Genomic DNA, 13465 nt, shown 5'->3' with positions numbered 1-13465 from the left:
GCTTTCAACGAAAAATACCCCTTCTCATCTGAGAAAGGGTATTCCGGTTATACGGAATGCACCGCAAGTCCGGTGACATTCAGCAGGGCTTCCTGAAGCGTTTCTGACAGAGTCGGATGCGCCGCGATAAAGTGCTCCGACATATCCGCCGTCATTTCACCGTTCATCATCATGACCGCCTGACCGATCAATTCCGTCACGTCCGGCCCGATCATTGACACGCCGACGATTTCTCCGAATTCAGGTTCGGCAATGATTTTCATTTTGCCGCCATGCTGATGTTTAATTAACGCTTTTCCGTTAGCAGAGAATGAGCATTCTCCGATTTTCACATCTCCGTATGTCTCTCTCGCCTGTGTTTCCGTCAGCCCGACAGCGGCCATTTCCGGCGATGTATAAATACAGCGGGGCACCGCCCGCATATTGACTTTGCTGTCCTTTCCCGAGGCATGCGCGGCGGCTGTGATTCCTTCATGAATGGCGGCATGCGCGAGCTGCATTCCTCCGGCCGCATCGCCGCACGCGTATATATGAGGCACATTGGTCTGCATATGGTCATTGACTTCAATACCGCGCGGAGAATACCGGATGCCGGCCTGCTCCAGATTCAGGCCTTGCAAACGCGGTTTTCTCCCGATTGCAACCAAAATGTGATCAGCCTGAGCCTCAATTTCTTTGCCGTCTTTTGTCCACACGGCGGTTTTCCTTTCTTTGTCAATCCGCTGAAGGGCGGCTTTCGTCTGAATATCAGCCCCGCTGTCTCTTAAAGAGTCTTCGAAAACGGCGGCGATTTCTCCGTCTTCTGCCGGGAGCAGCCGGTCAGCCGATTCAATCACCGTCACTTTCGTTTTAAACCGGCTGAATAAAGAGGCAAATTCACAGCCGATCACACCTCCCCCGACAATAAGCAGAGAAGAAGGAATTTGCTGTAAAGAAAGCGCGTCTTTGCTGTCGATCACCCAATCGCCGTCAAATGGGGCAAACGGCAGCTCCGCCGGTTCAGATCCGGATGCAATCAATATCCGATCCGCTTCCAGAATGTCTTTTGCGCCTCCTTCTCCTTCAACAAGCAATGTCTGCTCTGTGAGAAATGAAGCTGTCCCGCTGATGACTTTAATCTGATTTGCTTTCATTAAGTATTGAATTCCCTGCACGAGCTGGCTGACGATTTGCCGTTTGCGCCCCTGCATGCGGGCCCAATTGAGTGTAATGTTTTGCGGCAGTTCGATGCCGAATGTATCTGCGTGCCTGATTTTATCGAGCACATTCGCGCTTTCCAAAAGCGACTTTGTCGGGATGCACCCCTCATTGAGACAAGTGCCTCCGAGCGGCCCTTTGTCGATCAGAACGACTTCTTCTCCCCTCCGCGCGGCAGTCACGGCAGCTGCATATCCGGCAGGCCCGCCGCCGATAATGGCTAGTGTCAATCTCTTCACCCTCTCTATAAAATCAATCCGGCCGGCTCTTCAAGCAGCGCTTTGACCGTTTTCAGGAAGTCCGCAGCCGGTGCGCCGTCACATACTCTGTGATCAAAGGTAAGGCTCAGCGGCAGCATGGTGCTTTTGACAAGTTCATCTCCTTTAAACGCAGGCGTTTCATAGCTTGCGCCCACTCCGAGAATACCGGCTTCAGGCGGATTAAGAATCGGGGTGAAATGCTCAATTCCGTAACCCCCGAGATTTGTAATAGAAAATGTCGATCCGTGCAGATCATCTCCGGAAGCATTGCCTTCCCGCGCCCGGCGTGCCGATGTGCTGATGTGATCCGCAAGCTCAAGGAATGAAAGCTTTTCCGCATCCCGAATCACCGGCACGACGAGACCGTTTTCAAGAGAAACCGCCATCCCGAGGTGGACATATGGATAGGTGATGATCCGCTCCTCTTGATAAGAGCTGTTCAGCTCAGGATGCTGTTTCAGCGCAAGCACCGCGGCCCGGGATACGAAATGTGTGACCGTCAGTTTAACACCGCTCCGCTTTTTCGCGCTGTCGGCGAGCTGCTGCTGCCATTTTACAAGCTCCGTAATGTCCGCTTTCATCGTCAGCGTCAGCTGGGCGCTGTTTTGCAGGCTTTTGTGCATTCGGTCTGCAATCACTTTTCTCATCGCTGAAGCCGGTTTTCCCTCCGGCTGTGCCGTCTGAACCGAAGACTGCGGTTCAGATTCCGTCTTCATGGCCTTGATGACGTCAGCTTTTACAATTCTGCCTCCGGGCCCCGTCCCGTTCAGCGTATCAACTTTCAACCCGGCTTTCTCCGCCATTTTTCGGGCAACGGGAGATATTTTCACGCGGTGTTTACGCTTTTGCACGGCTTTGGGAGCGGGAATATGTTCAGGTTCAGCTTGCGGTTTCCCTGCATTTTCAGGAGCCGGCGCCTCCTTCTCCCGCACTTCTTCGCCGTTTTCCCCGATATAACAGATGGGCGTTCCCGGCGGGACTCCTTCTCCCTCTTTGACTTTAATATGAAGAAGCGTGCCGCTTTCAGGCGCTTCTATTTCCATTTCTATTTTTTCCGAGTTGATGCTGGCGATGCTTTCTCCCTTTTCAACCGGGTCGCCGACTTTTTTATTCCAGACGGATACTTCACCTTTCTTCATCGCCATTCCCAGCTTCGGCATTACTACTTTTACAGCCATTCTATACCCCTCCTTTAATTCATTGCCGGCTCGCCAAGCAATTCAAGCGTGACGCTGACAATTTGGTCTGGTGTCGGCAAATATTGATCTTCAAGCACCGGCGAAAACGGCACTGGTGTATGCGGCGCTGTAATCCGTTTAATCGGCGCATCAAGCAAATCAAAGCCCTTATCGGCGACAATCGCAGCAATATCCGTGGCGATGCTGCAGCGCGGATTGGCTTCGTCAATGATGATCAGCCGGTTTGTTTTTTCTAACGATGTGAAAATCGCTTCCTCATCTAAAGGAGACAGACTCCGGGGATCAAGCACCTCGGCGTCGATGCCTTTCTCAGAAAGCTGCGCAGCCGCTTCAAGCGCAGTATTGACCTGCTTGCCGACCGCAAAGAGCGTGACATCATTGCCTTCGCGTTTGATATCCGCCTTTCCGAGCGGAATTGTATAATAATCTTCCGGCACCTCGCCCTTCATGTTGTAGGACGTTTTGTCTTCAAAGAAGAACACCGGATCATTGTCTTCTATTGCCGAAAGCAGCAAACCTTTGGCGTCATATGGATTGGACGGCACAACCGTCTTCAGACCCGGGATGCTCGTGAACAGGCCATACAGCGCCTGCGAATGCTGAGCTGCTGCCCGGAATCCGGCTCCGTATGTGGTGCGGACGGTGATCGGCACTTGCGCTTTACCGCCGAACATATAGCGGAATTTCGCCCCTTGGTTGATCACTTGGTCAAAGCACGTTCCGATAAAATCGTTAAACATCAGTTCCGCAATCGGTCTCAGCCCCGTGGATGCCGCAGTCATGGCCGCACCCATGTAGCCCGCCTCAGAAATTGGTGTGTCCAGCACCCTGCTTCTGCCGAATTCCTGTACGAGCCCCTTTGTGACCCCCAGTACACCGCCCCATGCTTCATCATCTTGCAAGTGATCGACCGCCGCTCCCCCGGCGACATCTTCACCGATCAAAAGCACATTTTCGTCTTTTCTCATCGCAAGCTTCATTGCTTCATTGAGCGCGTCCGACATGCTTATGACTCTCGCCATCTCACATTCCCCCTTTTTCATATGACACGTAGACGTCTGTCAACAGCTCTGACTCTTTCGGATATGGACTCTTTTCGCTGAACGAGACGGCTTTTTCAATCGATTCGCTGACACGCTGTTCGATGTCTGACAGTTTATTTGCATCTGTTTCTTTTAGAAGATAGTCTTTAAAGCCTTGAATGGCATCCTTTTCTTCAAGATGCTCAGTCTTTTCATCCTTTGTTTTATAAGTTTGGGCATCCCCTTCGAAATGGCCGTAGTTTCTGTAAGTCATACATTCAATCAAAGACGGGCCTCCGCCGTTTCTTGCTCTTTCTATCGCTTCCCCGGCTGCCTGATAAACTGCTAAAATATCTTTTCCGTCCACCGTGACCCCCGGCATGTTGTAGGCAGCCGCCCGATCGGCGATTGAATCACAGGCCGACGCGTACTCAAATGTCGTGGCTTCGCCGTAGCCGTTGTTTTCGGCGATGAACACGACAGGAAGGTTCCATACTGCCGCTAAGTTCAGCCCTTCATGGAAAGTGCCTTGGTTATTGGCTCCGTCCCCAAAAAAGCAAACGCTTACATTTTTAGTTTGTTTATATTTAGCCGTGAGCGCTGATCCGCATGCGAGCGTGAATCCGCCCCCGACGATTCCATTTGCGCCTAACATGCCTTTATCAAGATCCGCAATGTGCATAGAACCGCCTTTGCCTTTACACAGTCCGGTCGCTTTTCCGAATATTTCCGCCATCATGCCGTCCAGATCACAGCCTTTGGCGATACAATGGCCATGTCCCCTGTGTGTGCTTGTAATGCTGTCGCCATCATCTAAATGAGCGCACACCCCCGCAGCTACCGCTTCTTCACCGGCATACAAATGGACGAATCCGGGAAGCACTCCTTGCGCGAACAGTTCATGCACTTTGTCTTCAAAGCCCCTGATTTCCAGCATCTTTTGGTACATCCACAGCGCTTTCTCCTCAGTTAATGACAAGCCTTCTCGTTTTAACAATTCCATTTTGTGCGCCTCCTTCTATTTAGGGTTCACACTTATAAATGCAAGAAGCATGCCAGCCTTTGGAGCCCGTAAAATGAATGTTTTTATTTTTACAATGGAGACGGTTTGAGACAGGTGTCTCATTTTGTCTCGATCTGTTCCCTTTGTCTCGTTTTATGGCATACAAAAAAGACCGGGCATCACCCTGTCTTTGACAATGATCGACATATTTATTTCCTCGGAAATCTTTTAACTGCTTCATTCTTCTGCATACAGTCTATCGTGGCGATTGAGTGGTTACACTCTTTTTTTCATATCCACGTGCTGCAGTTCATACTTTTCTTCAACAGCCCGATTCAGCGCTTGAAGCATGTAGCCAATGCCTTTATACGATGACAGAGGCCAGGTGATATGCTGATGCTCTCCGATGACGGCGTTTAGGACGCTTCGGTATTTTTTCCCGCCAAGCATGACAAGCTCTTCGATGTCGGAAAAGCCTTTTTCATGAAATTGACGGCGCAGCTCGTCCGCTGCCATGATCTCCGGATGACCGGTTCCAAAAGTGACATCGTAATTTCCGGGAACCATATCATCCGGACGAAGGAATCCGTGCTTCCCCGACAAAATCACCCACTCATCGAAAAATGCTTTCGCATATCGCTCGCACGCCTGATGAAACGGGCTGAGATAAGCGTCTTCCGCCCTTACCGGACCTGTATCTGAATGGACATCCCAAATTTTTTTCTTGCCGCAGGGGATGATGCACAGTCGTTTCATTTTTCTCTCCCCTTTATGATGTATGTCCTATCAATGTACCATGATTCGTTTATTTCTGCATGACGAAACTGGCCATGGATCTGTCTGGGTAAAAACTGCACACAAAAAGACCCGGAATTCAAATCGAAATCCGGGCCGGATGAAGAGTTGTTTATGTCACTCTTGCTTCATCCCATCAAGATACTTTGTCTCAAAGTCATCGAGCAATGCACGCACTTCATCTGTTGACTTTGTATTCATGCATTGATTTCTTAATTCACTTGCTCCACGGAATCCGCGGAGATATATCTTGAAAAAGCGGGGGAGCGGTTTATATGCTCGAGCTTCTGCTTTTGAATATTCATCATGAAGATCCAGGTGCAATCTCAAAAGATCCAGCAACTCCTTACTGCTATGCTCTCTCGGTTCCTTTTCAAAGGCGAATGGATTAGTAAAAATGCCTCGTCCAATCATAATCCCGTCAACACCGTATTGTTCAGCGAGTTTCAAGCCGGTTTCACGGTCAGGAATATCCCCATTGATCGTCAATAGGGTATCCGGCGCTATCTCATCACGAAGTTTCTTGATTTCCGGGATGAGCTCCCAATGCGCATCTACTTTACTCATTTCCGCTCTTGTACGCAGATGAATGGAAAGATTCGCAATGTCTTGTTTCAGTATGTGTGTCAGCCAGCCGCGCCATTCTTCTATATCCGTGTAGCCAAGTCTGGTCTTCACACTTACCGGCAGACCTCCTGCTTTCGCCGCCTGTATTAATTCGGCTGCAACTTCAGGACGGCAAATCAGGCCGCTTCCCTTTCCATTCCCCGCCACATTAGGTACAGGACAGCCCATATTGATATCAAGGCCCTTAAACCCTAATTCCGCCATCCCAATACTCATTTGGCGAAAGTTTTCAGGCTTATCTCCCCATATGTGGGCAACCATCGGCTGTTCATCCTCCGTGAAAGTCAAACGGCCGCGCACACTATCCTTCCCATCCGGGTGACAATAGCTTTCTGAGTTTGTAAACTCTGTGAAAAACACATCAGGTCTGCCGGCTTCACTCACAACATGGCGAAAAACGACATCCGTCACATCTTCCATTGGTGCCAGTACAAAAAATGGCCGCGGTAATTCACGCCAGAAATTATCTGTCATAACAAATCCAAATCCTTTCATGATGGGATACAGCCAAACCTTGATCCCAAAATTAAAAACTGACCATGCTTCTTTTACACTTATAGCATGTGTCAGCACTTCTTATCAAACGATAGTAAATTTTGAACATTTCACTTTTTACACGTGAAAATGTGAAATGCAAACTGAAGCAGAACGCATTAATTGAGTTAACGTAATAGACTATCGCTATAGTTAACCCCATATCGCTCATTTCTGATCAACTCAGCCATAACCTTTAAAAGGGTTTGAGAGAGAAAAAAGTGTGATGATTATCTACACCTATTTTTTTATTTATATTGTGGTTTATTAATAGTAGCGCTGACCTTCATCTTTCTTAGCGGCCTTACTTTTGCTCTTTTTGGACAAAAGGATTCCAACCTAAATAGAATATCATATGAGTTCTCCCTATTACCAATGCAAAATAATTGTCCATATGTCAATATCTTTATAACGTTTTAGTTTTAAAGTTATTACTTATAAACAAAATATCTGCATAAAAAAATAAATAATTACATTTATAAGGTGCCACAGAAATCATCTATAAATGTTTGGATAAGGTTACGATTCGGTAATCCTGATCCAAAACCAATAAAATAGACTGCTGACTAAGTGCCGCAGTCTTCATTCCTAAGATTAATAAGAAAGTTTCTTTCATCATTAAATAAGGCATCAGAAGTTATTGCTTTCATTTCGAATATCCTTTGTTATACCTGTGATGATTTGTATAACAGTGAAAACCCCCAAGAAAACAGTGACAATATTAAACCATGGATTATCATAGAATGAAAGATATGTTTGAAAGAAATCCAGTTCAGCTATGTTTGCTGGGAATCCATTCATTTCTCTATAATTAGGACCCCATCCCGTTAATTCTGCAAAATTAAAATAAAGCTGTGAAACTAAAAATGCCAAAACCGTGAGAAACCAACTTTTTTTATATAACGGCCGTTTTTTAATTACTTTATCCATTTCATTATCCATTTCCTTTTCTGCAATACTTTTTAGCCAAGTGACAATCTAACATCATTATAGTATGAAGCATGATTGTCGCGATAATTACTTATTAAGGATATAACCATCGCAGGTATTACTGTAATAGTTGTTATCACTTGCGTTTCCGCCTCGGGTTTATTCCTTTTTTGGAAATAAGGAAAATAATCGGGGTCCTTTTTTCCTGTTTAGGCTTTCATATCATGTATAACGACCAAACATGCTTTTTTAGTGTGTTTGATCTATTATCCACAGTTGTTGCTAATAGTAGATGTGCCAACTGCCGTTGTGATTAGTGTAAGTAAGCAACCTTGCCTTTTACAGCTTCTGCTTCAGAACCTTCGTTCAGTTGTTGAGGTTCCAATATCTCTCATTCGGTTTCACCTCCTTTTTATCATTTATTACAACTATCGCCAATAGTAGATGTGCCGATGAGTGTCGGGACTTTATTCTTTAAGAAAGAAGTTTACAAAACATTAACTAAAATTACAATTATTAACGTAACTTGAACGACTTGTTATTGCTTCTGGTTCACAACAAGATCTTCATATTTTGTCTGTAATGCCGGTTCCAAACGGAAAAAAGAAAGTGTTAATAGAAAGCAGCCTACTTGGCTGTTTTTCACTTGCTTTTTCCATACGTTTTTTCAACTCTTTTTATCAGTTAAATAAAGACAAAAGATAGATAGGACAAGGGCAAAACATGAAAAAACCCGGAAATCGGAATTGTTTAATTTACCGAAATCCAGGTCTGATTACGAATTGTTTATTTTAGTTAGACGATTTTAATACAAGCTTCGCCACGGCTTCCACATGAGCCGTTTGCGGAAACATATCAACAGGCTGAATATATTCGACACGATAGTCCTTCGACAGCGTCTGCAAGTCTTTCGCCAGTGTGGAAGGATTGCAGGATACGTAGACGAAGCGTTTCGGTTTTACTTTTTTGATGGTATCTAAAAATGTTCTGTCACAGCCGGTTCTCGGCGGGTCGACGATGACCACGTCAGGGCGGAAGCCTTCTTTCGTCCATTTCGGGAGCCAGTGCTCGGCTGTTCCTGTGACATATGCCGCGTTTTTGATGCCGTGTTTTTTGGCGTTTTTCTTCGCATCATCAATTGATTCTTTAATGACGTCCATGCCGCGGATCTCTTTTGCACCGTTTGAAACCCACATGCCGATCGTACCGACGCCGCAATACGCGTCTACGACTTTTTCTTTTCCTGTCAGCTGAGCCGCTTGTTTCACTTCGTCATACAGCTTGACCGTCTGCTCAGGGTTGAGCTGGAAGAAGGCGCGGGCGCTCAGTTCAAATGACACGTCACCGAGCACTTCTTGAATGGCATGGCTTCCGGCCAGCGCTTTTGTTTTGTCACCGAAAATGACGGATGTGCGCGCGCCGTTGACGTTTTGAATAATCGATTTCACTTCCGGCAGACGGTTCTGAATGGCTTTGACGATCTCGTCTTTATTCGGCAGTGTCTCTTTCGCGGTGACAAGCACGACCTGCACTTCGCCTGTTTCAAAACCGACTCTCGTCACGATGGTGCGGACATCGCCTTTTTTGGTCCGTTCATTATAAACGGATACGTTGTGTTTTTCCAAAATACGGCGGACGATACCCGTTGTTTTGTTTGTCGCCGGGTGCTGGACAATGCATTCCTTAATCGGAACGATTTTATGGGAATCAAGTCCGTATAAGCCGGCAATGATGCTGCCGCTTTGCGAGCGTCCGACTTGGAACTGGCTTTTGTTCCGGTAATTCCAAGGGTTGTCCATTCCGATCGTATCTTTAATGTTTATTTCTTCGACATTGAATCTCGTATGACGTTCCAGAGACTGAATGACGATGTCGCGTTTTTCGCGAAGCTGCTGGGTGTATGCCAGATGCTGAAGCTGACAGCCGCCGCACTGGTCGTAGACCGGACATGGCGGCGTGACGCGGTGTTCAGACGGCTTGCGGATTTTTTTGACGCGTGCTTCTGAAAATTTCGGCTGCACATTTGTCGCTTCGGCAACGACTTCTTCACCGGGCAGAGCGCCGGGTACGAAGACAACTTTTTTCTTAAAATAGCCGACGCCCTCTCCGTTAATGCCGAGACGTTTGATGGTCAGCGGAAATGTCTGTCCGATTTTCAATTCGGCAGGCGCCTTTTTTTGATGTTGATTCACGTTTTTTTCTCTCCGTTTCTATATAAAGCCTTCCTCCTGGGAAAACGGCTGATTTGAAATATCACATCTTTTCAGTATAACATGCAGCCGGCGGTTCCTTCATGTTTTTCACTGGAAGTTTCCTTTTTTCATTCAATGCTTCTCCACAAGTACAAGGACGCATAGCTTAAATACGGCGCCCATTCGCTGCTTACCCGGAGCATCACGTCTTTTGACGGTTTATCCTCTAGGGCGAAGCGGCGTTTGACGGCGTTTTGCAGGCCGATGTCCGCCAAAGGAAACAGATTCGGGCGGCCGAGACCGAACATGAGCACGTTTTGAACGGTCCACGGGCCGATGCCTCTGATGGCGATCAGCTTTTTCATAATGTCTTCATCCGATAAATGAGAAAGTTCCGCCAGATTGAGCGCTCCTTCTGCAATCATCCGTGAAATGTCAATCGCATATTCCGCTTTTCTCATGCTGAACTGGAGCTCTCGCAAGTCCTGATAATCAAGCGCCGCGATCGTTTTCGGCTCGGGATAGCACCAGACGCCGTCTTTTTGTTCACCGAAGGCATGGACGAACCGTTCCGTTAAGGTAAAAGCGAAGGACAGGTTGAGCTGCTGGTGGATGATGCATTTCATGAGACAGTTGTAGACGTCATATTCCAAGACGAGCGGGGTTCCCGCATGCTCCTCAAAAAGCGCCGACAGATTTGTTTTTGAGAAATGATCAAGCACAGGCTGAAGCGGCTGCTCCCACTGAAAAATGTGTTTGATCCGTTCAATCATCTCCTCCCGGTCCGTTTCTCCGCTGACGAGGAAGACCGGGTCTGCGGCGGTGCCTTCCGCTTGAATCGTGATGACGGACAGTTTGCCGTCCCGTGTTCTGAGCGGCACTTTGATTGATCTTGCATGAAGATCGACCGCATTCAGCGGATCGAGCGACAGCCTTTCAAGGACTTTATCAAAATGATACGGCGGCGTGACCGAAACCGTTTCCTTCCACATATGCTCCACCCCTTTTTGTCCAAGTATATCATGAAGCGGCCGGGCGGCAATTCGTATACTTTTCTTCATAACGCCGCATGATATAATGGCAGGCGGAGGGTTGTTTATGATACATATAACCGCAATCACAACACATAATGAGATATTAGATAATATCCCCCTATCACGTACAGAACAACCGGACATCGCATGGTACTGGATTGATTTTTTCGGCGCTGAGATGCATGAAACCGAGCTGCTGCGTGATTATTTTCACTTTCATCCGCTTGCGATCGAGGATTGCTTTCAGCATATGCAGCGGCCGAAAATCGACCATTATGACGGCTACCGTTTTTATGTGCTCCACGCTTTGAACCCTGACACACTGGAAATGGAAGAGGTGGACATTTTTCAGTCCGACCGTTTCATCGTCAGCTTCCATTTGCACGAATCGCCCGGCGTCTCAAAGGTGAGAGAACGGTTTTTCGCTTCTCCGGGATTAGCCAAAAAAGGGCCCGGGCACATCACTTATATGATGATGGATCAGCTTGTCGATGAATATTTCCCCGTGCTGTACAAAATTGAAGACCGGCTGAATGAAATTGAAGACAGCAGAACCCATAAATCTTATGGCACTTTAATGAATGAAGTGTTTGAATTGCGGACTGATCTTTTGAACCTGAGGCGGACGATCATTCCGATGCGCGATTTAATGTACCGGATTTTGAGCCTTGACCATGTAAAAGAAAGCCGTGAAACGAAAGCGTATTTCAGCGATATTTATGACCACCTGTTAAAACTGGCTGAGCTGATCGAGTCAAACCGTGATATGACGTCAGATTTGCGGGACAGCTATGTGACGCTGAATTCAAACCGGATGAACGCCATTATGATGACATTAACCATCGTCTCGACCATTTTTATCCCGCTGACGTTCATCGCGGGGGTTTACGGCATGAATTTCGATAACATGCCTGAGCTTCATTGGAAATACGGGTATTTTATCGTTTTGGGCGTAATGGCCGTTCTTGTGGCCGCCATGCTGTTTTGGTTCGCCCGCAAAGGCTGGTTTAATATTTTCAAGTAAGAACGGCTGCCGGCTGTTCTTTTTTTTGAGAAAACATGATAGTCTGGAAAAAAAACGTAAAGAGGTGTGCGCCGTTACCATCCTTTCTCACAGAATCATTTCTTCTGTCCTCCTGGCTTTCAGTGTCATGTCCATTGCCCCGCTGTATAACGGCCGTACGGTGTCTGATTACATCTTTGAGTTACTCGGCTTTTCCTCTTGGCCGGAAGATGGAGCCCATATCTCCGTCATTCCCGGGGTCGTGCTTTACTTTGCGGCGTTAATCTGGTGTGCCGCCGCGTTCAGGCGGACGCTTCCCGCGGCGGGGCTGTTTCTGATCTTTCTCAGTATGGGGGCCGCTTCCGGTATCAGTCCTGCCACCGAATATGCCGCTTTTTCCTTAAAACAGTTCGCGCCCGAAAAAGAGGCTGTCGAATATTTGAAGCACCGCAGCGAATGCAGTCATCTGGTTGAGCGAAAAAGAGCGGGCATGAGCTGCACGCTTTATATCAATCATTACGGAAAAGGGGAACAAACCATTTCTGTCACCCCGGATTTATCAGAAAACATAAAGGACGTCACATTCAAATCAAAAACGTTCACTGTAAAACCCCGTTCAAAAACAATCATCAAAACCCGATTTACCGGATTTTATAAGGGGAAAGCCGCCTCAGACTCCGGATGGTCTTCAGAACCTGAACTGAAAGTGGCAATCCTGTACACAGCAGATTAACCATTTTGCATGTATAATGGTGGAAAACTTTATTGGAGGGACTGTCAAATGAAGATCGCCATCGTCGGACTCGGCAATATGGGCCGCCCCATCGCCGAAAATATCATGAAAGCCGGATACAGCCTGACTGTATATAACCGGACGAAAGAAAAAGCGGCTGACCTGCTGGATAAAGGGGCAGAATATGCCGAAACGCCCCGCCAGGCAGCTGAACATGCGGACATCGTGCTGTCCATGCTGTCAGACGATGACGCCGTAACAGACGTGACTTTCGGAGCTTGCGGCATTATTGCCGGGTTATCTGAAAACGGCATTCATATTTCAATGAGCACGATCAGTACGGCGCTGTCAGAACAGCTTTCCGCCGCACATTCGGGCAGAGGGCAGTCCTTTATTGCCGCTCCCGTCCTCGGCCGCCCCGATGCCGCCGAGAAGGCCGAGCTTCGCATCATCACAGCCGGACCGGCAGAAGCGAAGAAAAAGGCCGAACCGCTGCTTAACATCCTGAGTCAGCAAGTATTTGACACTGGTGAAGAAACAAAAACGGCCAATGCCGCGAAAATCAGCGTCAATTTCTTGCTCGTTTCTATGCTGGAGGCGTTATCTGAATCATTCTTAATGATGGAGAAGTACGGGCTAGAGCAAAAACAATTTTTAGAAATCGCCGGCGCGCTCTTTGGCTCTCCCGTCTATCAAAATTACGGAACCATGATGGCTGAGCAGAAATTTGAGCCGGCCGGTTTCAAAATGTCTTTAGGGCTGAAGGATACCAATCTGGCGCTCGCCGCCGCAGAACAGGTTTCCGCAAAACTCCCTCTTGCCGAACTGGCCAAGAACCATTTTGAAAGCGGGATCGCACAAGGCTTCGGGGATCTGGATTGGGCTGCACTGATTAAAAGCTTAAAATAACAAAATAACACCTCTCCATTACCAGGA

At 47.4% G+C, this 13465-nt stretch carries 12 protein-coding genes; 3 read left to right on the top strand and 9 right to left on the bottom strand.

Annotation, left to right across the window (positions count from 1 at the left end):
- Positions 1 to 47: 47 nt before the first annotated feature.
- The 9 genes from lpdA to GNE05_RS04415 form a co-directional block, all read right to left on the bottom strand.
- The gene (lpdA, locus tag GNE05_RS04455; protein WP_007408527.1) at positions 48 to 1427 is read right to left on the bottom strand and encodes a dihydrolipoyl dehydrogenase; all 1380 of its coding nucleotides are present in this window, start codon (positions 1425 to 1427) and stop codon (positions 48 to 50) included.
- A gap of 14 nt (positions 1428 to 1441) precedes the next feature.
- The gene (locus GNE05_RS04450) at positions 1442 to 2635 is read right to left on the bottom strand and encodes a dihydrolipoamide acetyltransferase family protein (RefSeq protein WP_160182494.1); all 1194 of its coding nucleotides are present in this window, start codon (positions 2633 to 2635) and stop codon (positions 1442 to 1444) included.
- A gap of 14 nt (positions 2636 to 2649) precedes the next feature.
- Positions 2650 to 3678, bottom strand: a complete 1029-nt coding sequence (gene acoB, locus GNE05_RS04445) for an acetoin:2,6-dichlorophenolindophenol oxidoreductase subunit beta (protein WP_160182493.1) — start codon at positions 3676 to 3678, stop codon at positions 2650 to 2652.
- A gap of 1 nt (position 3679) precedes the next feature.
- Entirely contained in the window at positions 3680 to 4681 is a 1002-nt protein-coding gene (gene acoA / locus GNE05_RS04440) for an acetoin:2,6-dichlorophenolindophenol oxidoreductase subunit alpha (protein WP_160182492.1), read from the bottom strand.
- 276 nt (positions 4682 to 4957) lie between these two features.
- A complete protein-coding gene (locus GNE05_RS04435) occupies positions 4958 to 5437 on the bottom strand; it encodes a DUF6884 domain-containing protein (protein ID WP_160182491.1) in 480 nt (159 codons plus the stop codon).
- Positions 5438 to 5593: 156 nt separating this feature from the next.
- Positions 5594 to 6577: a tRNA dihydrouridine synthase gene (locus GNE05_RS04430; protein WP_160183190.1), complete on the bottom strand. Its 984-nt coding sequence runs from the start codon at positions 6575 to 6577 to the stop codon at positions 5594 to 5596.
- A gap of 690 nt (positions 6578 to 7267) precedes the next feature.
- Positions 7268 to 7567, bottom strand: coding sequence for a YfzA family protein (locus tag GNE05_RS04425; protein ID WP_160183189.1), 300 nt, complete (start codon positions 7565 to 7567; stop codon positions 7268 to 7270).
- A gap of 791 nt (positions 7568 to 8358) precedes the next feature.
- Positions 8359 to 9759 carry a 23S rRNA (uracil(1939)-C(5))-methyltransferase RlmD gene (rlmD, locus tag GNE05_RS04420; protein ID WP_160182490.1) on the bottom strand — a complete coding sequence of 467 codons (1401 nt, stop codon included), beginning with the start codon at positions 9757 to 9759 and terminating at the stop codon, positions 8359 to 8361.
- Between the two features lie 128 nt (positions 9760 to 9887).
- Entirely contained in the window at positions 9888 to 10751 is an 864-nt protein-coding gene (locus GNE05_RS04415; RefSeq protein ID WP_160182489.1) for a DNA-3-methyladenine glycosylase family protein, read from the bottom strand.
- Positions 10752 to 10857: 106 nt separating this feature from the next.
- On the opposite strand from GNE05_RS04415, the gene corA reads away from it, so the two are divergent.
- The 3 genes from corA to GNE05_RS04400 all read left to right on the top strand — a co-directional run bounded on the left by corA (position 10858) and on the right by GNE05_RS04400 (position 13438).
- Positions 10858 to 11817: a magnesium/cobalt transporter CorA gene (corA, locus tag GNE05_RS04410; protein WP_012117086.1), complete on the top strand. Its 960-nt coding sequence runs from the start codon at positions 10858 to 10860 to the stop codon at positions 11815 to 11817.
- Positions 11818 to 11881: 64 nt separating this feature from the next.
- Complete coding sequence (locus GNE05_RS04405; RefSeq protein WP_012117085.1) at positions 11882 to 12529, top strand: hypothetical protein; 648 nt, start codon at positions 11882 to 11884, stop codon at positions 12527 to 12529.
- 48 nt (positions 12530 to 12577) lie between these two features.
- Entirely contained in the window at positions 12578 to 13438 is an 861-nt protein-coding gene (locus GNE05_RS04400) for an NAD(P)-dependent oxidoreductase (RefSeq protein ID WP_160182488.1), read from the top strand.
- Positions 13439 to 13465 lie beyond the last annotated feature (27 nt).

The organism is Bacillus sp. AM1(2019), from assembly GCF_009906915.1.
Lineage (GTDB): Bacteria > Bacillota > Bacilli > Bacillales > Bacillaceae > Bacillus > Bacillus velezensis.
Note: the sequence above shows the minus strand (reverse complement) of the source record. Positions and strands in the feature narration are given on the sequence as shown.

Excerpts from the sequence above, each read along its gene's own strand:
- acoA (WP_160182492.1), bottom strand. The coding sequence starts at position 4,681 with ATGGAATTGTTAAAACGAGAAGGCTTGTCATTAACTGAGGAGAAAGCG.
- acoB (WP_160182493.1), bottom strand. The coding sequence starts at position 3,678 with ATGGCGAGAGTCATAAGCATGTCGGACGCGCTCAATGAAGCAATGAAG.
- GNE05_RS04450 (WP_160182494.1), bottom strand. The coding sequence starts at position 2,635 with ATGGCTGTAAAAGTAGTAATGCCGAAGCTGGGAATGGCGATGAAGAAA.
- corA (WP_012117086.1), top strand. The coding sequence starts at position 10,858 with ATGATACATATAACCGCAATCACAACACATAATGAGATATTAGATAAT.
- GNE05_RS04415 (WP_160182489.1), bottom strand. The coding sequence starts at position 10,751 with ATGTGGAAGGAAACGGTTTCGGTCACGCCGCCGTATCATTTTGATAAA.
- GNE05_RS04435 (WP_160182491.1), bottom strand. The coding sequence starts at position 5,437 with ATGAAACGACTGTGCATCATCCCCTGCGGCAAGAAAAAAATTTGGGAT.
- GNE05_RS04425 (WP_160183189.1), bottom strand. The coding sequence starts at position 7,567 with ATGGATAAAGTAATTAAAAAACGGCCGTTATATAAAAAAAGTTGGTTT.
- GNE05_RS04400 (WP_160182488.1), top strand. The coding sequence starts at position 12,578 with ATGAAGATCGCCATCGTCGGACTCGGCAATATGGGCCGCCCCATCGCC.
- GNE05_RS04430 (WP_160183190.1), bottom strand. The coding sequence starts at position 6,577 with ATGACAGATAATTTCTGGCGTGAATTACCGCGGCCATTTTTTGTACTG.